The sequence below is a fragment of the Nonomuraea sp. NPDC050394 genome (assembly GCF_044459065.1).
Classification (GTDB): Bacteria; Actinomycetota; Actinomycetes; order Streptosporangiales; family Streptosporangiaceae; genus Nonomuraea.
Genome location: NZ_JBITIO010000012.1, coordinates 22,684 through 39,973, shown reverse-complemented (window position 1 = coordinate 39,973; position 17,290 = coordinate 22,684). Strand labels below are relative to the sequence as shown.

At 71.5% G+C, this 17,290-nt stretch carries 19 protein-coding genes; 2 read left to right on the top strand and 17 right to left on the bottom strand.

What is annotated here, in order from left to right; all coding sequences use genetic code 11:
* The 8 genes from ACIBKY_RS37465 to ACIBKY_RS37430 all read right to left on the bottom strand — a co-directional run bounded on the left by ACIBKY_RS37465 (window position 1) and on the right by ACIBKY_RS37430 (window position 7,432).
* Complete coding sequence (locus tag ACIBKY_RS37465; RefSeq protein ID WP_397104392.1) at window positions 1-414, bottom strand: hypothetical protein; 414 nt, start codon at window positions 412-414, stop codon at window positions 1-3.
* 86 nt (window positions 415-500) lie between these two features.
* Window positions 501-1,043 carry a YbhB/YbcL family Raf kinase inhibitor-like protein gene (locus ACIBKY_RS37460; RefSeq protein ID WP_397104391.1) on the bottom strand — a complete coding sequence of 181 codons (543 nt, stop codon included), beginning with the start codon at window positions 1,041-1,043 and terminating at the stop codon, window positions 501-503.
* Between the two features lie 146 nt (window positions 1,044-1,189).
* Window positions 1,190-2,281, bottom strand: coding sequence for a DUF917 domain-containing protein (locus ACIBKY_RS37455; RefSeq protein WP_397104389.1), 1,092 nt, complete (start codon window positions 2,279-2,281; stop codon window positions 1,190-1,192).
* On the bottom strand, window positions 2,266-3,852 hold the full coding sequence (locus ACIBKY_RS37450; RefSeq protein WP_397104387.1) for a hydantoinase/oxoprolinase N-terminal domain-containing protein: 1,587 nt from the start codon (window positions 3,850-3,852) through the stop codon (window positions 2,266-2,268). The genes ACIBKY_RS37455 and ACIBKY_RS37450 overlap by 16 nt, the downstream gene beginning before the upstream one ends.
* A gap of 46 nt (window positions 3,853-3,898) precedes the next feature.
* A complete protein-coding gene (locus ACIBKY_RS37445) occupies window positions 3,899-5,233 on the bottom strand; it encodes a purine-cytosine permease family protein (protein ID WP_397104385.1) in 1,335 nt (444 codons plus the stop codon).
* A 219-nt stretch (window positions 5,234-5,452) separates the two neighbouring features.
* Window positions 5,453-5,953 (bottom strand): calmodulin-binding protein, encoded by a 501-nt coding sequence (locus ACIBKY_RS37440; protein WP_397104383.1) that lies wholly within the window; start codon window positions 5,951-5,953, stop codon window positions 5,453-5,455.
* A gap of 145 nt (window positions 5,954-6,098) precedes the next feature.
* The gene (locus tag ACIBKY_RS37435; protein ID WP_397104381.1) at window positions 6,099-6,515 is read right to left on the bottom strand and encodes a hypothetical protein; all 417 of its coding nucleotides are present in this window, start codon (window positions 6,513-6,515) and stop codon (window positions 6,099-6,101) included.
* Window positions 6,516-6,790: 275 nt separating this feature from the next.
* A complete protein-coding gene (locus tag ACIBKY_RS37430; protein ID WP_397104379.1) occupies window positions 6,791-7,432 on the bottom strand; it encodes an NADPH-dependent F420 reductase in 642 nt (213 codons plus the stop codon).
* Window positions 7,433-7,545: 113 nt separating this feature from the next.
* Between ACIBKY_RS37430 and ACIBKY_RS37425 the strand changes: the two genes are divergently transcribed.
* Window positions 7,546-8,031 (top strand): hypothetical protein, encoded by a 486-nt coding sequence (locus ACIBKY_RS37425; RefSeq protein WP_397104377.1) that lies wholly within the window; start codon window positions 7,546-7,548, stop codon window positions 8,029-8,031.
* Here ACIBKY_RS37425 and ACIBKY_RS37420 read toward each other — a convergent pair.
* Window positions 8,028-8,312, bottom strand: a complete 285-nt coding sequence (locus ACIBKY_RS37420; protein WP_397104375.1) for a hypothetical protein — start codon at window positions 8,310-8,312, stop codon at window positions 8,028-8,030. The two genes, ACIBKY_RS37425 and ACIBKY_RS37420, sit on opposite strands and share 4 nt — an antisense overlap.
* Window positions 8,313-8,456: 144 nt before the next feature.
* Here ACIBKY_RS37420 and ACIBKY_RS37415 point away from each other — a divergent pair, with 144 nt between their 5' ends.
* Complete coding sequence (locus ACIBKY_RS37415; RefSeq protein WP_397104373.1) at window positions 8,457-9,380, top strand: SMP-30/gluconolactonase/LRE family protein; 924 nt, start codon at window positions 8,457-8,459, stop codon at window positions 9,378-9,380.
* Window positions 9,381-9,676: 296 nt separating this feature from the next.
* Here ACIBKY_RS37415 and ACIBKY_RS37410 read toward each other — a convergent pair whose 3' ends face one another.
* The 8 genes from ACIBKY_RS37410 to ACIBKY_RS37375 form a co-directional block, all read right to left on the bottom strand.
* Window positions 9,677-10,828 carry a DUF418 domain-containing protein gene (locus ACIBKY_RS37410; RefSeq protein ID WP_397104371.1) on the bottom strand — a complete coding sequence of 384 codons (1,152 nt, stop codon included), beginning with the start codon at window positions 10,826-10,828 and terminating at the stop codon, window positions 9,677-9,679.
* A gap of 100 nt (window positions 10,829-10,928) precedes the next feature.
* Complete coding sequence (locus tag ACIBKY_RS37405) at window positions 10,929-11,714, bottom strand: ABC transporter permease (RefSeq protein WP_397104369.1); 786 nt, start codon at window positions 11,712-11,714, stop codon at window positions 10,929-10,931.
* On the bottom strand, window positions 11,711-12,634 hold the full coding sequence (locus ACIBKY_RS37400) for an ATP-binding cassette domain-containing protein (RefSeq protein WP_397104367.1): 924 nt from the start codon (window positions 12,632-12,634) through the stop codon (window positions 11,711-11,713). The genes ACIBKY_RS37405 and ACIBKY_RS37400 overlap by 4 nt, the downstream gene beginning before the upstream one ends.
* A 19-nt stretch (window positions 12,635-12,653) precedes the next feature.
* The gene (locus ACIBKY_RS37395; protein ID WP_397104365.1) at window positions 12,654-13,445 is read right to left on the bottom strand and encodes a DUF4097 family beta strand repeat-containing protein; all 792 of its coding nucleotides are present in this window, start codon (window positions 13,443-13,445) and stop codon (window positions 12,654-12,656) included.
* Window position 13,446: 1 nt separating this feature from the next.
* Window positions 13,447-13,974 carry a sigma-70 family RNA polymerase sigma factor gene (locus ACIBKY_RS37390; protein WP_397104363.1) on the bottom strand — a complete coding sequence of 176 codons (528 nt, stop codon included), beginning with the start codon at window positions 13,972-13,974 and terminating at the stop codon, window positions 13,447-13,449.
* A 31-nt stretch (window positions 13,975-14,005) separates the two neighbouring features.
* The gene (locus tag ACIBKY_RS37385; RefSeq protein WP_397104361.1) at window positions 14,006-15,187 is read right to left on the bottom strand and encodes a cytochrome P450; all 1,182 of its coding nucleotides are present in this window, start codon (window positions 15,185-15,187) and stop codon (window positions 14,006-14,008) included.
* A 19-nt stretch (window positions 15,188-15,206) separates the two neighbouring features.
* Entirely contained in the window at window positions 15,207-15,992 is a 786-nt protein-coding gene (locus ACIBKY_RS37380) for a DUF4097 family beta strand repeat-containing protein (protein WP_397104359.1), read from the bottom strand.
* 97 nt (window positions 15,993-16,089) lie between these two features.
* Window positions 16,090-17,286: a cytochrome P450 gene (locus tag ACIBKY_RS37375; protein ID WP_397104357.1), complete on the bottom strand. Its 1,197-nt coding sequence runs from the start codon at window positions 17,284-17,286 to the stop codon at window positions 16,090-16,092.
* Window positions 17,287-17,290: the final 4 nt, after the last annotated feature.

Sequence of the window (17,290 nt, the reverse complement as noted above, 5' to 3'; positions counted from 1 at the left end):
CTAGGTGAACAGTGAGCCGAAGCGGCCGGTCACCGTGTTGGAGTTACGGCTCCCGCTGCTCCCGCCCGGTATCTGGTACGCCACCTTGGCGTAGACCTCGTCGCGGGCGCCGATGTCCTCGTTGAGAAAGTCGCCTCCGATGACTTTCGACGAGCCGAGGATCCGGACCAGCCGGTCATCGGGGTTGGGCCACGGGTCCGAGCCCATGAGCGTGAAGTTGAGCACCTGGGCGTCGGTGCAGGAGACGTCCACCTGGTACAGGTCGGGCCCGGGGACCCGCTGGATGGTCAGCCTGCACGTGCCCGCCGCGCCCTGGCCGGTGGCCGAGGCGGGTGCGGCGACGCCGGTGAGCGCGAGTGCCGCGATCAGCAGCACTCCGCCCGCCCGGATGACCCTTTCGCCGGTTGCCTTCATCTCTTGTGTCCTTCCGTTCGCGGGAGTTCGTCCTCACCCGAGAGGGCGTGACACCCGGTTCCACGGCGTTCCACAAGGAGACTGGTTCACGACTCGCCGGACAGCCTCGCCGATCCCAGCGACGCGTTGCCGATGACCCTCGCCGCGGTCTGCGTGGACGAACTGGAGGTCAGTTCGGACAATGTCGCCCTGTTGAGTGCGTGGACCACGAACTCGTAGGTGTTCACCGTGCGCGGCGAGCAGGGGCCCTGGTATCCGAACAGGCTCGCGCTGCCGCGGTAGTAGACCTGCCTGGATCCCGAGGGGATCGACGGCCTGTAGGCGTGGTCGACATTCTGCGGGAGCGAGGTCACGCTCACCGGAATGTCATAGATCACCCAGTGAATGAGATTGTTGTTGTCGAGGTCGCGCATCACTATCGCGTAGCTCCTGGCGGTGGCCGGGGCGCCGGTCCACGACAGCGGCGGGGACTCGTTCCGCTGGCGCGGGTCGCTGCCGCCGCTGGTGCATTCGTGAACCGTCGGGATCACGCCGCCGGGCGAGAAGGCGCTACTCGTCAAGCTGAACGCGGCACCGCCCTGCGCCATGATGACGAGCAGGGCGGACAACGCCAATTTGATGACGGCCATGGAGGCCTCCTACGGGAGGTTTTTTGTCGGCCACAGTGTATGAATGGCGTTTTTCACCGCCCACCATCCTTTTTTACATAACGCCGCCTTTTGTGAGATGAAAAACCTGGCCGCCGGAGCCGCGCGGGGGCGGCTCCGGCGGCTGATCACAGATCTTCCAGGGGGACGTACGGGTCGGGCAGGCCGAAGCCCGCGGGGCCGAAGCAGGCCAGGGCTTCGGGGGTCCGCATGATCGGCGGGGTGGAGATGCCGTAGACGGTCAGGCGCTGGCCGTAGGCGAGGGATTCGGTGGGGATGGGCGCACCGGACTCGGTGTTGAGTGTGCAGATGAGGTCGGGGACGATCGCGACCATCGTGCCGTTGCGGCGGGCGACGAGGTGTTCGTTCTGGAAGGTGATCTCCAGGACGTCGCCGGGGTCGCCGGTCGCCTCCAGCCTGGCCCTGCCGCGGGCGAAGCCGTCCACGGTGCGGCGTTCGACGTCGACGACCTTGCCGTGGAACAGGACCGTGCCGAGGCTGTAGATCGTGCCGGCGAGCATCTTGGTGAGGGCGTCGAAGGGGTCGGCGTGGGTGGCGCGGGCCTCGCGCAGCGTCTCGCCGATGCGGCGGCAGAGCGTCAGCGTGCCGTGGACGGAGGTACGCCGGACCTCCGCCGTGTCCATCGGGTAGTCGCTGATGAAGGAGGCGCCGCCCATCTGGATCGTCAGCGCGCGGGCGAGCTGTTCCATGCGCTTGTTGTCGCCCGCGGTGATGATGGCGGTGTCGCCGTGGTCGGAGGCGATGGCCATGGGCGAGCCGGACACGCCCAGGACGCCGAAGGTCTGCATCTGGAGCTCGGGGAAGGCCCGTCCCATGCCGTCGGCGTCGACGACGGGCAGGCCGAGCTGGGCGGCGAGCATGAGCGGGATCATGCTGTTCAGGCCGCCGCACTCGGTCGGCATGACGGCGTGAGCCGTACGCCCGAGATGCCTTTCCAGGGCGCGGAACGCGGCCGCGTTGCCGTCGCCGGACGGGAGCTTTTCCACGAACACCGTCGGAGCGCCCATCATCGACGACGGCAGCACGAGCGCGCCGTCGGGCAGTTCGCCGGCGCCGATGATGTGCACGGTACGGCCCGCCGCCATCTCCTTCTCCACCAGCAGGCGCCCGATGTAGGGGTCTCCACCGCCGCCGGTGCCCAGGACGGCGGCGCCTTCCGCCAGGTCGTGCAGGCCCTGCGGGGTCAGGTCGTAGCCCACTGGGGCGCCTCCTTCGGGGTGCGGCCGAGGTCGAGGTCGCCGACGGCGCGGACGATGACGCGCACGGCGTTGCCGGGCAGGTAGTTGACGTGGATCTCGTCCACGTGCACGACCTGGACGGTGCTGGGAGCGGCTCCGGCCGAGACGGCCAGTTCGATCGCCTCGGCGCGCGCCCGGTCGAGGACGTCGGTACGGGTGAGCTGGGGGCCGGTGACGAACAGGCGGTCGACCTCGCCGCCGATCTGGCCGATGGCGGCGCCGATGGCGTTGGCGACGCCGTGGTGCTCGGGGATGCGTACTTCCGGCACGCCGGGCAGTTCGGGCGGCATGAGGATGCTGCCGCCGCCGACGATGACGACGGGCAGCGGCTCGGCGCTCAGGCGCATCTGGTCGACGAGCCCCGCCACCCGGTCGGCCATCCACGCCACTCCCCGCCGTGCCAGATCCCGGTCCACCCGGCCGGCGAGTGCCGGGTCGCCGAGGTCGGCCATGCCCGCGGCGACGGCCAGGTCGGTGGCGGTGAGGGTGTCGCCGCCGAAGACCAGGGCCTGCTCGGTGAGCCGGTAGCCGACCGAGTCGGGGCCGATCCGCAGGCCGGGGTCGAGGGTGACGCGGCTGCCGCCGCCCAGGCCGACGGAGATGACATCGGGCATGCGGAAGTTGGTGCGGACACCCGCGATGTCCACATCGGTGCTGGCCTGGCGCGGGTAGCCGCCGGTCAGCACGCCGACGTCGGCGGTGGTGCCGCCGATGTCGACCACGGCGGCGTCGGTGACGTCGGCCAGGAAGGCGGCGCCGCGCATGCTGTTGGTGGGGCCGCTGGCGAAGGTCCGCACGGGGTATCTGCGCGTGTACTCGGCGTCCATGAGGGTGCCGTCGTTCTGCGACAGGAACAGCGGGGCGCTTACCCCGACGGCGGTGAGGGCGCCGGTGAAGGCGTCGACGATCTCGTCGGCCAGGTCGAGCAGGCAGGCGTTGACGATCGTGGCCGACTCCCGTTCCAGCAGCCGGATGCGGCCGATCTGGTGGGACAGGCTCACCCGCAGGTGCGGCAGTTCGGCGCGCAGGATGCCGGCGGCGGCCAGTTCCGCCTCGGCGGTGACGGGTGAGAAGACCGAGCTGATCGCCACCGTGGTGATGTCGCGGGCGGCCAGGTCGGCGGCGGCCCGCTTGAGCTCGTCGGGCTTCAGCGGCGAGATGGGACGGCCGTCGACCTCGTGCCCGCCGTGACACATGTGCACGCTCGGGCGGATGGCCGCGATCAGCTCGGCCGGCCAGTCGGAGGTGGGCGGCAGTGCGGCGGTCGCGGGCAGCGCGAGCCGTACGACGCCGGTGCGGGCCAGGCGGCGGCGGGTGACGAGCGCGTTGGTGAAGTGGGTGGTGCCGATCATGACGGCGGTGACCTGGCCGCGGTCGAGGTTGTGGCTGTCCAGCAGGTCGGTCAGCGCCGTGACGACGCCGCGGGTCACGTCGGCGGTCGTCGCCGTCTTGATCGTGGCCACGACGTTCATGGCCGGGTCGAGGAGGACGGCGTCGGTGTGGGTTCCGCCCACGTCGATGCCTATGCGCACGGTGCGGTGCTCCTGTCTGTGGGAAGGCCGGGGTACGGCGCCGCGCTCATGCGGCGGATGCCCGGTTGGAGCTGGTCAGCCCGGCCTTGCCGGCCAGGGCGTACAGGACGAAGGCGGCCAGCAGCGCGTTGAGCGCCGGGATGCCCCAGGTGACGTAGTGGCCGATGAGCGCGGCGGCCACCCAGACGGCCAGCGCCGCGGGCACCCAGCCGGGCGAGCGCGCGGGCAGGGCGCCCTGCTCGCGCGAGGTGTCCAGTACGGCCCGCCACGTGCGGACGACGTAGTACTCGGCCACCATGATCCCGGCGATCGGCGGGATCGCCACACCGAGCAGGATGAGGAAGCCGACCAGGTGGTCGGCCATGCCGAGGGCGGCCAGCGCGGTGCCGACCACGCCGAGCCCGACGGTGACCGCGGCCCGCCCGGCCTTGAGGCCGAACGCGGTGTAGAGGGTGTTGGTGACGCCCAGGCTGGCGGCGTACAGGTTCCAGTCGTTGACCTTCGCCGTCGCGGTGATCAGCACGAGGACGCCGACCGTGCCGGAGGTGGTGGTGACGATGGTGACGACGTCGCCGGTACGCAGCGCGTGGGCCAGCAGGACGCCGACGAGCGCGAGCACGTACTCGCCCAGGGAGATGCCGAGCACGGTCTGCTTGACGACGTCGGCGGCGTTGCGGTTGAAGCGGCACATGTCCGGCGAGATGACCGCGCCGACGATGAACCCGCCCGCGACCAGGGTCGCGCCCTGCGCCAGGCTCATCGCCGGGCCCGCCGGGCTGGAGGCGATGAGCTCGCCGAGCGGGCGCTGGGCCAGTTCGACCGCGATCGCCCAGCCGGCCAGCGCCAGGAACGCCGGGACGGTGATCCAGGCGGTCCACGCCATGCCGGCGAAGCCGTGCACCACGATCGCGGTGATGACCAGTCCGCCGGCGATGGCCCAGATCCACGCCGGTGAGCCGCCGAGCAGGCCGGAGACGCCCCGGGCCAGCACGGCGGTCTGCACGCCGAACCAGCCGAGCAGCGCGGTGGCGATGACCAGGCCGACCAGGCCGGAGCCGTACCGGCCGAAACCGGCCCAGCGCGCCAGCAGGCTGGTCGACAGGCCCTCGCGCATCCCGGCGACGCCGAGCGCGATCGCGACCAGTTCCAGGATGGCGGCGCCCAGGGTGACGGCGAGCACGGCCTGCCAGAACGTCATGCCGAGACCGAGGGTGGCGCCCAGGAGAAACTGCGACAGCGCGCTGAGCAGGCCGAAGCGCTGCACGGCGATGGTCATCCAGCCGTAGCGGGCCGTGGCGGGGACGCGCTCGAGCGCGTAGTCCTCGCGGGCCAGGCCGGTGTCGGGGGGTAAGGCCGCCTCGGCGGTTGGGGGGTGCGACATCGGTGATCCCTTCCGGGTGATGTGCCAGCGGATATGCCGACGCTAGAGAAGAGATCGCGATATCAAAAGAGGCACTTCGCCCGGGAGCGTTCCGGGATGGTGGCGATCTTCTGATAGAGCGGTCGCGGGCGCGTCCCCGATGCGGGACGCCCGCCGCACGCGGCGCCGCCCTCGTCGCGGAGTCGTGTGCGGCGGGCCCGTCCGAGGGGCTACGCCCGGCTATCGGCCGGCCAGTTCGCGGACCAGCCGGGAGGTCCAGGGACACCACACGCAGCCGGGCAGGAACGCGCCGCACGCCTCGTCGAGGTGGTCCTCGGTGTAGGGGATCGTGGAGTCGCAGACCTCGATGGCCACCTCGAAGAAGTCGATCGTGGCGGGGTCGTAGTGGAAGCTCCAGCCCGGGTTGTAGGGCGCCGTCCTCTTGATGATCCGGCCGATGACGTGGACCCTGTGCGTCTCCTCACCGCTGAGGATCCTGCGGGCGTGCGCGATCTTGGCGGCGTCGGTGAGCTGGACGACGAACCTGGCGCCGGTGACGTCCGTCATCTCGAAGTAGGCCGGATCAGCCGCGCGTACCTGCGACTGCTTGGCGAGGACGGGGGTCTTGGCGCACACGGTCGCGGCCGTCGCGGTGGCGGGGACGGCGAGGATCGCCAGCCCGATCATCGTGGCCAGGACGGCCACGCCGGCCCGGCGGGCCGCAGAGAGAAGCTTCGTCATCGGGGATGCCGCTCCTTCGCAGATCAGGGCCCTCGACGATGAGGGCCCACCACCGCACAGCCTCCCCCCGCTCATGGACATCCCCAAGAGCCTTGGTAACAGTTCTCACCTGTTCGACTACGGAATGTAGCCGAAGCGGATGGGCTTACTTGACGAGCCAGAGCTTCTTGCCGCAGTTGTCGGACTTGCCCGCCCAGCAGGTGTAGGTGAACAGCTTCTTGATGCCGCGCAGCTCGAACTGGCGGATGCCGGTGACGCCGTCCCAGGCGGTGACGCGGCTCTTCCACTGACCGTTCTTCTGGTAGCGGAACCAGGCGTAGCCCTTCTTGCCGCCGGCCTTGTCGAAGCCCTTCCAGCTGATCCGCCACACGCCGGGGCCGGTCTTCTGCACGACGCCGCGGGTGTAGGCCTTACCGTCGCTGGAGAACAGCTTCTTCCAGGCCACGATGCCCGACCGGCTCTGGGTGGCGGTGGTGGCGCTCTGCGCGTTGGCGGCGGGCGCGATGGCCAGACCGGCGGCGATCGAACCGGCGATGGCCGTGGCGGCGAGAAGCTTACGCATGATTCCTGACTCCCATCAGTGGTGGTGCCGGTGTTGTCCGGCAACGCAAAACTTAGGAAGGATCCGGGGCGACATCCGCGTACAAATCCACACATGGCGACAGAACTTCGCGGCTGGTCAACGGCGGGCGTCCGGGACGGTGACGAGCCCGCCGTTTCCCGGACGATGGGTGAGCGCCGTCTCGCCGGTCGGCCAGGCGCGCTCTGGTCTGGCTCGTCGTCCTCGTCGCCGCGCACCTCCTCGTCTCGCCCTGCGGCCCCAGGGGATGACCGCCCTCACGCGGCCGCCGTGGGGAGGTGCGGGATGGCGGAGCCGGGGTCGGTGCCGGCGAAGGCCAGCCCGATGACGAAGCCCGCGACCTCCTCAAGCTGGCGGGCGCGATCCAGCGGCCCCAGTACGGCCGGGACTCCGCCGGCATCACGCACCAGGTCGCCGACCACGCGCAACGCCCGAGGATCGTCACCGCACATCGCCACCGTGACAGGGGGTTCGCCACCGGCGCCGGTCCACTGGGCGGAGGGGAAGACGTTGAAGGCCTTCACGACGTGCGCGCCGGGAGACAGCCGGGCGATCCGCTGTGCCATCGCCTCGCCGGGTGCGGTCAGCACCACGCCCACGCCGTGCTCGACGGCGTTCGTCGGATCGATCAACGGGATTCCCGCCAGCGAGCCTTCGGCCGCGCCCGCGTCGCGCAGCATGTCCTCGGCGCCCTGCCAGGACACCGCGAGCAGCACGGCGTCACGATCCTCGACGGCCTGGCGGGGCGTGAGCGCGCGTGCTCCCCCGCCCAGCCGGTCGGCGAGCTCGCGCGCCTTGGACGGAGATCGTCCCGCGACGGTCAGCTCGTGCCCGGCGCGTGCCCAGGCTTCGCCGAGCGCCGCGGCCAGCGTTCCGGTGCCCAGAATTCCCATGCGCATCCGCGTACTCCCCTCATGTCGAACAATGTCTGATGGTCACGGTAGAAAGTCCGTTACGCACCTGAAGGTGGGTATCGATCATGCTAGGGCGGAGGGGCAGAACATGGATCGGGATGAGTTCGTGGCGGACTGCCGGGTGCGTCGGGCTGCGCTTCTTCGTGCGGCTGCACCGCCTGCTCGACCCGACGCCGCAGGAGGCCGCCGCCCGCGTACGCGACTATCTGCGGTTGCTGCCCGCCGCTCCCGGCGCGGTCGCGGAGCTGGCGCTCGCCCAGATCGGGTACGGCGGCGCGGCCGCGGCAGGCCAGGTGGTCGAGACGATCGGCGCGCTGACGTTCCGGCCTGAGGCCAGGCTCGCCCTGGAGGGCCTGCGCCGGTTGGAACGGGAGTTGCCGCATGCCGCCGAGCTGGCTCCCGCGCTGGCCGCCGCGTTCGGGCACGCCTCCTACGAGGTCCAGGGGCGGGCGGCCAGAATCGCGCTCAGGCACGCCGCCGCCTTCGCCCCGGGCGGTGCGGCCATCGCGGAAGCCGCGCCGCTTCTGCCCGTGGCGCTCGGTGTGAAGGTGACGGCCGTGTACGGCGGCGACGCCGCCCGCTAGCCGGACGCCTGGCGGCAGTCCTCGCCCGTCAGCGTCGTGCCCGAAAGGGTGGCGGTGTGGCACAGATGTGTCACCAGGGTGCCGCCGCCGGTGATGGTGACGTCGGTGGTGCCCGATCCGTGACACATCAGGCCCCGCACCTCGTAGCGCGGCCCGACCGGCGGGAACCGCTGCACCGACAGGCAGAAGTACGACACGTCCGCCCGGGCGGGGACGACGAGCCCGGCGGCGGACACGGCGCTGGCGACCAGAAGGACGGCGAGACGTCGCAGAGCGGCCATGGACCGCACGCTAGGCCGCGGCGCCCTGCCGGGCCAGAGGCGTACGACATCACCGATGGTGCGTTCCTCACAACGTCCCGGTACTTGCGCATGGCGCGCGGCGATCTAGCGTGGGTCCCGAGACGATTGGAAAGAGGGCATCAGATGCTGCGAACCATCAGGCTCCTTTGCGCGATTGTCACCACGCTCGTCCTGGCCGCCGCGACCGGCGCTCCCGCCGGGGCGGCCGCGGACCGGGAGGCACCCGAGTCCATCCCGTTGCCCAACGGCTTCCGGCCCGAGGGCATCGCCATCGGCTCCGGCCCGCTCGCCTACTTCGGTTCGCTGGCGGACGGCTCCATCTACCGCGCCGACCTGCGTACCGGGCGCGGCGCGATCATCAGCCGGGGTCCCGGCACCCCGTCCGTCGGGATGAAGATCGATGAGCGCGGACGCCTGTTCGTGGCGGGCGGCACGGCCGGAGACGCCCGCGTCGTCGACACCCGCACCGGCCGGGTCCTGGCCTCCTACCGGCTGGCCACCGCCGCCGGGTTCGTCAACGACGTCGTCCTCACCCGCGACGCCGCGTGGTTCACCGACTCCGCCAACCCGGTGCTCTACAAGCTGCCGCTGCGCGGCGGACGGCTGCCCGCCGACGTGGTGCGGGTCCCGCTGACGGGCGACCTGGTGTATGGAACCGGCATCAACGCCAACGGCATCGCCGCGACCCCCGACGGCCAGGGCCTGATCATCGTGCAGTCGAACACCGGCGGCCTGTTCCGCGCGGACGGCTCCGGCGCCACCTCCCGGATCGACCTGCACGGCGAGTCGCTGCCGCAGGGCGACGGCCTGCTGCTGCGCGGCCGGACGCTGTACGCGGTGCAGAACCGGATCAACACGGTGGCCGTCCTGCGGCTGAACACGGCGGGGACCGAGGGCCGCGTGGTCCGTCGGGTGACCAGCGCCCTGTTCGACGTGCCGACGACGGTGGCCGCGTTCGGGTCCCGCCTCTACCTGCCCAACGCCCGCTTCACCACCCCGCCGGCCCCCGACACGACGTACAACGCCGTAGCCATCCCCCGCCCCTGACCCGGTACGCGGGCTTCGTCGATCGGAGACCAAGGCCCGGCACCACGCTTCCGCTCCCCCGCGACCTTCGGCGTCGCGGAGGGGTCGGCGCTCACCTCAGCTCACCCCGAGGGGCCGGGGTCTACGCGCTGCGGGTGTGCCTGGTGCGGCCGGCCGTTCGCGCCTACAGGGAACGGCTGCGCGCCGCGGACGGCGACGGCGAGGCTCGGACATGACGCCCCCGCGGTCCCCGGATCGTGAGCCTGGGCATCCCCCGCGCTCCGCAGGGCGCCTGCGGGAGGAAACGGCCGTGCGGGCTAGCGGTATGACATGCGGCGCACGAGTGCCTCGAACGGGCCCCGGTATCCCTTGCGGTGCATCCAGGCCGCCGCGGGGATCGAGGCCGCCCAGATGACGACGGCGACGGCGAGGCTGGCGGCGAAGCTGAGGTCGTCGCGCAGGCCCAGGGTGAACGGGTAGAAGAGGGCCACCCAGACCACCGACTGCGCGAGGTAGAACGTCATCGAACGCTGCCCGAGTGCGGCCAGGGCGGTGGTGAGGGGGCCGTGGTCGCGGCCGATGCGGACGGCGGCGAGCCCGATGGCCGCGGCCGCGCCGATGCCGCCGATGTAGCCGGTGAAACTGTGCGCGGCGTACGTCACCCAGACAACGGGCGTCGCCACGTCGGGCCAGGTGCCGACGGCCAGGAACGCCGCCGGGAGCCGTCCGGCGACCGCGGCGCCGATGCACAGCAAGGCGATCCGCTTCAGAAGAGCCACGTGCCGCTCCGGCTCGTCGAGGATCTTCTTGCGGGCGGCCAGGAGCCCCCATGCCATGCCGGGGATCGCGAAGAGGATGGACACCAGAGTTCTGCCCGGCCAGGCGACGGCGTTGGTGAGGAGGTGCTCGACGAAGGCCGGCTCCATGTACTTCGCGATGGTGAACGGCGAGCCCTCCGCGGCCGTGGTGTAGACCTGAACGCTCTGCCAGGTGAGGAAGAGCGCCCCCGGGATCAGGGTCAGCAGGCCCAGCCGCCACAGCACGGCGTCGCGGGCGCGTACGAGGAAGGCGAGGAAGAGCATCGTCACGCCGTAGACCGCGATGACGTCGAACGGCACCAGGACGACCGCGTGTGCCAGCCCGATGACGATCAGCCACAGGCTGCGCCGGCGTAGCAGCGCGCGCACGGACGGCCATTCGCTGCCGCGCGCGTACTGACGCTGGGCCAGTTGCCCGAGGCCGTAGCCGAACAGGAAGACGAACATCCCGCGGGCCTGGTTGTCGGTGACGAGGGTGGTGAAGAAGTGGGCGATCGTGTTGAGGGCCGAGGACCCGCGTGTCCAGTCGAGCAGGAACTGCGGGGCGTGGGCCAAGGCTATGCCCAGCAGCATGATGCCGCGTGCCAGATCCGGCGCCAGGGATCGGGCGGTCGTGCTGAGGGGAGCAGGCAGGGTGGCGGAGGCGGTCACGCCGGCCCCCGCTCCGGGGCGAACTGATGCATGGTGCGTCTCCTTGTTTCCGGGTCGATGGCGCCGTCATCCGCGTGTGGGCAAGGCCGGCCGGCGGTTCTCACTTTCCGGGGTCGCGGTTGTACAGCTTCTTGGCCCACAGGTATCCGAGCAGGGCGATGACGGCGCTCCAGGCGATCGAGCGGGTGAGGCTGTCGCCGACCGGCGTGCCGGTGAGCAGGCCGCGCAGGGTCTCGATGATCGGGGTGAAGGGCTGGTTCTCGGCGAACCACCGCAGGGCGTCCGGCATCGACGCGGTGGGGACGAAGCCGCTGCCGAGGAAGGGCAGGATGATCAGCGGCATGGGCAGGTTACTGGCGGCGGCGATGTCGTCGGTGACCATGCCGAGCGCCGTGGACAGCCAGGTGATCGCGAAGCTGATCATGACCAGGACGCCGGCGACGCCGAGCCAGCCGCCCACGCCCGCGCTGGGCCGGAAGCCCACCAGCAGCGCGACGGCGACCACCGCGACGACGGCGAGCATGGTCTGGATGATGCTGCCGAGTACGTGCCCGGTGAGAACGGAGACGCGGGCGATGGCCATCGTCTTGAAGCGGGCCACGATGCCGCCGGTCATGTCGGTGGCCACCGAGATGGCGGTGCCCTGGGCCGCGCCGACGACTGTCATGAGGATGATGCCCGGCGCGAGGTAGTTGGCGTAGGCGGTGCGCGGGTCGCCGGTGCCGACGTCGATGCCGGCGCCCATGGTGCCGCCGAAGACGTACACGAACAGCACCAGGAAGATGATCGGCATGCCGGCCGCGGTCAGGGTCAGCGCCGGGTAGCGCAGGATGTGCCGGAGCTGGCGGCGCAGCATGGTCGCCGAGTCGGTCAGGGCGCGTGTCATCGTGACTCCGTGAGGGCGAGGAAGACGTCGTCGAGGTCGGGGGTGTGCACCGACAGTTCCTCCACCTTGATGGCGTTGCCGTCGAGCCAGTCGATCAGGCCGCGCAGGGTGGCGGTGCCGCCGTTGTTGGGGACGAGCAGGGTGAGGGCCTCGTCGTTGCGGGAGATCGGGCCGACGCCGCGCAGGGCCAGCTCGTAGCTCGCCGAGTCGGCGAACTTCAGGCTGACGTGCCCGCCGGGTACCAGCCGCTTGAGCTCCTCCGCGCTGCCTTCCGCGACGATGCGGCCGCCGTTGAGCATGGCGATGCGGTCGGCGAGCTGGTCGGCTTCCTCCAGGTACTGGGTGGTGAGGAAGATGGTGACGCCGCCGTCGACGAGTTCGCGCACGATCGCCCACATCGAACGGCGGCTGCGCGGGTCGAGGCCGGTGGTCGGCTCGTCGAGGAAGATGACGCTCGGGTCGCCCACCAGGGTCATGGCCAGGTCGAGGCGGCGCCGCATGCCGCCGGAGTAGGTGGCGGCCCGTTTGCGGGCCGCGCCGGTGAGGTCGAAGCGCTCCAGCAGCTCGCGAGCGGTCTTGCGGCCCTTGGAGCGGCCGAGGAGGTGCAGGTCGGCCATGAGGCGAAGGTTCTCCTCGCCGGTCAGCAACCCGTCGACGGCGGAGAACTGGCCGGTGACGCCGATGGCGGCGCGTACGGCGTCCGGCTGCTTGGCCAGGTCGTTGCCGGCCACGGTGACCTGCCCGGCGTCGGCCTTGATGAGCGTGGACAGGATCTGCACGGTCGTGGTCTTCCCCGCGCCGTTGGGCCCGAGCAGGGAGAAGATCGATCCTTGCGGGATGGACAGGTCGATGCCGTCGAGTACGCGGTGGGAGCCGTAGGACTTGCGCAGCCCGGAGACGGTGATGGCGGTGCCGGTCATGGTCGGATTCCTTGGCAAGTCAGGCGCGGTGGACATTGATGTCGCCATAGGTGGTGCGGGCGTAGATGTCCGCCTTGGCGTCGGTGTGCACGGGGGCGCGGCCGGAATCGAGGGTGTCGCGGACCTTGCCGTGCCGGGAGTTGACGTCCACGTCGGCGGCGGTGGTGCGGGCCACGCCGACGGAGACGGCGCCGTAGCCGGTCTCCAGTACGGCCTTGCCCGAGGCCAGCCGTCCGATGCGGATGCCGCCGTGGGCCGAGGTGGCCTTGACGTCGGCGTGCACCCGGTCGATGTCGATGTCGCCGCTGCCCGCCTCGATCGTGAGGGTGGAGCCGGCCTCGCCGACGCGGACGGCTCCGTCGGTGGCGATCTCCACCACGCCGACGGGCCGCGCGATGGTGATGGAGCCGTGCTCGCTGCGGGCGCGCACGCCGGCCGTCTCCTCCAGGGAGATGTCGCCGTGCGAGGTGTGCGCCTCGACGTCGCCGAGGCTTCCGGTGGCACGGATGGCGCCGTAGAAGGCGTCGGCGTTCAGCTCGGACTCGGCCGGCAGCCGGATGACCATCACCACCGAGGGCGGCGTCTTGGTGGACCAGCGGCGGGAGGCCTGGCGGGGCGAGCGCACGGCCAGGTGCCCGTCGGCGTAGGTGACCTCGGTCTGCCCGGCCAGAGCCACGTCGGCGGAGCGCGCGGGGTCGGCGGGGGTCACCTCGACCGTCGTCTCCTCGTACGGCCCCGCGTCGACGCGGACCTCGCCGGAGCCGAACTCGACGAGGGCGTGGATGGGGCCGGGGGTGTCGAAGGTGTGCATGTCATGTCCTTTCACAGGCTCTGTGGTGCAGGTATTGCTTGAGCTGGGCGCGGCCGCGGTGGATGCGGCTGCGGACGGTTCCGGTCTTGATCCCGAGCACTTCCGCGACCTGCTCGTACGGCAGGCCCTCGACGTCGCTCAGCACGACCGCGGCCCGGTTCACCGGGGTGAGGGCGAGCAGGGCGGCCTCGATGTCGGGCTCGAACCGCCGCTCGTCGAGAAGTTGCTCGGGAGTGGAGTCGCGGGCGGGCAGCCGGTTCGCCGACTCCTCGCTGAGCGGGTGCACGGGGGCGCGGGCGCGCCGCCGTACACCGTCGAGGAAGAGGTTGGTGGTGATGCGGTGCAGCCAGCCCTCGAAGGTGCCCGGCCGGTAGGTGTGCAGGGAGCGGAAGACCTTGCAGAAGACGTCCTGGGTGAGGTCCTCGGCGTCGTGCGGGTCGCCCGTCAGCCGGTAGGCCAGCCGGTGCACGAGCGCGGAGTGCGCGGTGACGATGCTCTCCCAGCTGAGGGCGGGTTCGGCCACGGTCATGGTCAGGGACTTTCCGCGGGTCGCGGGACGCTCACCATGTGACCGGCAGGCGGTGCACGCCGTAGATGTCCAGGCCCTCACGCATCGGCACCTGGTCGGCGGGTACGGCCAGCCGCAGCCCGGGGAAGCGGCCGAGCAGCGCGGGGAAGGCGGCGCGCATCTCGACGCGGGCCAGTTGCTGGCCCAGGCACTGGTGGATGCCGTGGCCGAAGCTGATGTGGCCGGAGGCGTCGCGGCGCAGGTCGAGGACGTCCGGGTCGGGGTACTTCCCGGGGTCGCGGTTGGCGGCCTGCACCGCCAGCGCGACCGTCTGCCCGGCCTTGATCGTCTGCCCGGCCAGGTCGACGTCCTCCAGGGCCGCGCGCGCTCCGGTGTGGGTGATCGTCAGGAACCGCATCAGCTCCTCCACCGCGTTGCCGGCCAGGTCCGGGTCTTCGCGCAGCAGCGCGAGCTGGTCCGGGTGCCGCAGCAGGGTGTAGGTGCCCAGCGCGATCATGTTGGTGGTGGTGTCGAGCCCGGCGCCGAGCAGGAACGCGCCGACGCCGGCCAGTTCCTCGTCCGTCAGGTCGCTCCCGGTCAGGTCGCCGAGCACGTCGTCGGTGGGAGTGGCGCGCTTGGCCTGGACCAGCTTGCCGATGTACTCGCCCATCTGGGCGTAGGCGGCGTACTGCTCTTCCGGGGTGGCGTCCAGCCCGCCGATGGTGGCGGCCATCTGCTGGAACTCCTGCCGGTCGGCGTACGGCACGCCGAGTAGCTCGCAGATCATCACCGCGGGCACCGGCCGGGCGAAGGCCTCGATCAGATCGGCTTCCGGGCCGGACGCCGCCATGGCCTCCAGGTGCTCTTTGGTGACCTCCTCGGCGCGCTCGGCCAGCAGGCGCATGCGGTGCACGGTGAACTTGCCCGCCAGCAGCTTGCGGTACCGGCTGTGCTGCGGCGGGTCCATCCCGACCAGGTCGCCGGGCGGGGCGGGCGGCATCTGGCCGACGTCGGCCAGCGCGTAGTGGATCAGCTCGTAGCGGGAGCTGAAGCGCGGGTCGGCCACGATGGCGCGGACCTCGTCGTAGCCGAGGGCCAGCCAGCCCTCGTGCCCGTCGGGGAAGATCAGCGGCCGCAGGGGCTGCTCCGCGCGCAGCCGCGCGAGTTCGGCGGGCGGGTCGAAGGGGCGGCCGGCGGGCCGTTCCAGGGGCAGGGTGCTCAACGGCTCGGTCATGGTGGATTCCTCTCGCGGGTCAGGAGTGGTGGATGAGGACGTCGCCGTGGGTGGTCGAGGCGCTGACCTCGACGTGGTCCTCGGCGGGTCCGGGGGCCGCCCCGGGCTGGAGCAGGTTGCGGACGCGGCCATAGGTGGAGCCGAGGTTCAGCCGGGCCACGGTGCCCTTGCGTACGCCGACCTCGACCTCGCCCAGGCCCGTGGAGACGGAGATGAGCCCGCGGACCACTTCGCCGATGCGGATGTCGCCGTGCGCGGTCTTGGCCTGGACGCCGGACAGGGCGCGCTCGACGACGATGTCCCCGTGCGCGGTGCCGGCCCGCAGGTCGCCGGAGACCTCGCCCAGGTGCACGTTCCCGCTCAGGGTCTTGATCAGGGCCTGGCCGTCGACGGCGGCGACCCTGATCGCCCCGGAGCCGGAGCCGGCCTCCAGGCGGCCGGTCCGGTCGAGGTCGATCTCGCCGTGGGAGGCGGTGACACGGGTCTCGCCGAGCCGCCCGGCGCAGCGCACTCCCCCGGCGGCCACGTCCGCCTCCAGGCCGGAGGCCTCCGGCAGTTCGACGGTGACCTCCACCGATCCGGCGCGTCTGGCCGGCGCGTCCTGGCGCGGCGTCCTGACCGTGAGCCGGCCGGCGAGGAACTCGACCTCGCACGATCCGGCGGCGCTGACGTCCTCGTCGCTGTCCGCGTCGCTCGGCCGTACCTCGACGCTGGTGTCGCCGCGCCCTGTGGCGGTGATCCGGACGTCGCCGGCCGCCAGGGCGATGACGGCGAGGATCGGTTCTGGGGTTTCGAAGACAGGCATGATCAGTCCTTAGGCGCACGTCGTACACTCGCTGTGCACACTGTACGCATTCGGATCGGTGTGCGCAACTCGCATACGACGTGCACGGGACGGGGCCTCAGACGTCCCAGGTGACCGGCAGGCTCTTCACGCCGATGACGTCCCCGGACTCCGGGCGGATGACGATGTCCCCGGCCGGTACGGCCAGGCGCAGCGACGGGAACCGGCCGAACAGCGCCGGGTAGGCGGTGCGCAGTTCGACGCGGGCGAGTTGCTGGCCGAGGCACTGGTGCACCCCGTGGCCGAACGCCAGATGGCCGCCGGCCGATCGCCCGGCGTCGAGGGCGCCGGGGTGCTCGAAGCGCCCGGGGTCGCGGTTGGCGGTGCTGAGCGACAGGATCACCTGGTCGCCGGCCTTGACGGTGTGGCCGTCCAGCTCGACGTCCTCAAGGGCCACCCGTGGCCGGACGTGCACGACGCTGAGGTAGCGCAGCAGTTCCTCGACGGACCGGTCGGGGTCCTCGCGCAGCATGGCCACCTGTCCGGGGGTGCTCAGCAGGGCGAAGGTGCCCAGCGAGAGCATGTTCGAGGTGGTGTCCATGCCCGCCGCCAGCAGCAGGCCCGCGGCGCCGATGAGCTCCGCCTCCGACAGGTCGGTGCCGGTCAGGTCGCTGAGGACGTCGTCGGTCGGGGCCGCGCGCTTGGCGGACACGAGAGTGGCGATGTACCCGTGGACCGCGGTGTGGCTCGCGTAGCGCTCCTCGTCCGGGGCGTCCTCGTCGAACATGGTCGCGACATGCTCCTGGAAGAAGGGCCGGTCGGCGGCGGGAACCCCCAGCAGCTCGCAGATCATGATCGCCGGGATCGGCTGGGCGAACGCGCTGACCAGGTCGGTGGGAGGACCGGCGGCGGCCATCGCGTCGAGACGTTCCGCGGTGACCCGCTCGACGCGTTCGGTGAGCAGCCGCATCCGGCGGACGGTGAACTTGCCCGCCAGCAGCTTGCGGTACCGGCTGTGCTGCGGCGGGTCCATCATGATGAACATGCCGGGCGGCGCCGGGGGAACAGGGCTGTCGCCCAGGTCGGCGACCGGGGAGCGCATGAGTTCCTGGCGGGAGCTGAACCGGGGGTCGCCCAGCACGGTACGGGCGAGCTGGTGACCGGTGACGACCCAGCCCTCGTCCCCGCCGGGGAAGGGCAGGCGGCTGATGGGGCCGTGCTCGCGGGCCCGCGCCAGCTCCCGCGGCGGGTCGAAGGGGCAGCCGGGGGTGCGGGTGGCCGGCAGCGCCGGCAGGGTGTACGCATCGTTGATCATGGAT

Coding starts and splice junctions, on each gene's coding strand:
- ACIBKY_RS37460 (WP_397104391.1), bottom strand. CDS start 1,043: ATGGCCGTCATCAAATTGGCGTTGTCCGCCCTGCTCGTCATCATGGCG.
- ACIBKY_RS37425 (WP_397104377.1), top strand. CDS start 7,546: ATGAGTTCGTGGCGGACTGCCGGGTGCGTCGGGCTGCGCTTCTTCGTG.
- ACIBKY_RS37405 (WP_397104369.1), bottom strand. CDS start 11,714: ATGACACGCGCCCTGACCGACTCGGCGACCATGCTGCGCCGCCAGCTC.
- ACIBKY_RS37430 (WP_397104379.1), bottom strand. CDS start 7,432: ATGCGCATGGGAATTCTGGGCACCGGAACGCTGGCCGCGGCGCTCGGC.
- ACIBKY_RS37465 (WP_397104392.1), bottom strand. CDS start 414: ATGAAGGCAACCGGCGAAAGGGTCATCCGGGCGGGCGGAGTGCTGCTG.
- ACIBKY_RS37395 (WP_397104365.1), bottom strand. CDS start 13,445: ATGCACACCTTCGACACCCCCGGCCCCATCCACGCCCTCGTCGAGTTC.
- ACIBKY_RS37420 (WP_397104375.1), bottom strand. CDS start 8,312: ATGGCCGCTCTGCGACGTCTCGCCGTCCTTCTGGTCGCCAGCGCCGTG.
- ACIBKY_RS37415 (WP_397104373.1), top strand. CDS start 8,457: ATGCTGCGAACCATCAGGCTCCTTTGCGCGATTGTCACCACGCTCGTC.
- ACIBKY_RS37445 (WP_397104385.1), bottom strand. CDS start 5,233: ATGTCGCACCCCCCAACCGCCGAGGCGGCCTTACCCCCCGACACCGGC.
- ACIBKY_RS37435 (WP_397104381.1), bottom strand. CDS start 6,515: ATGCGTAAGCTTCTCGCCGCCACGGCCATCGCCGGTTCGATCGCCGCC.
- ACIBKY_RS37375 (WP_397104357.1), bottom strand. CDS start 17,286: ATGATCAACGATGCGTACACCCTGCCGGCGCTGCCGGCCACCCGCACC.
- ACIBKY_RS37400 (WP_397104367.1), bottom strand. CDS start 12,634: ATGACCGGCACCGCCATCACCGTCTCCGGGCTGCGCAAGTCCTACGGC.
- ACIBKY_RS37385 (WP_397104361.1), bottom strand. CDS start 15,187: ATGACCGAGCCGTTGAGCACCCTGCCCCTGGAACGGCCCGCCGGCCGC.
- ACIBKY_RS37390 (WP_397104363.1), bottom strand. CDS start 13,974: ATGACCGTGGCCGAACCCGCCCTCAGCTGGGAGAGCATCGTCACCGCG.
- ACIBKY_RS37440 (WP_397104383.1), bottom strand. CDS start 5,953: ATGACGAAGCTTCTCTCTGCGGCCCGCCGGGCCGGCGTGGCCGTCCTG.
- ACIBKY_RS37380 (WP_397104359.1), bottom strand. CDS start 15,992: ATGCCTGTCTTCGAAACCCCAGAACCGATCCTCGCCGTCATCGCCCTG.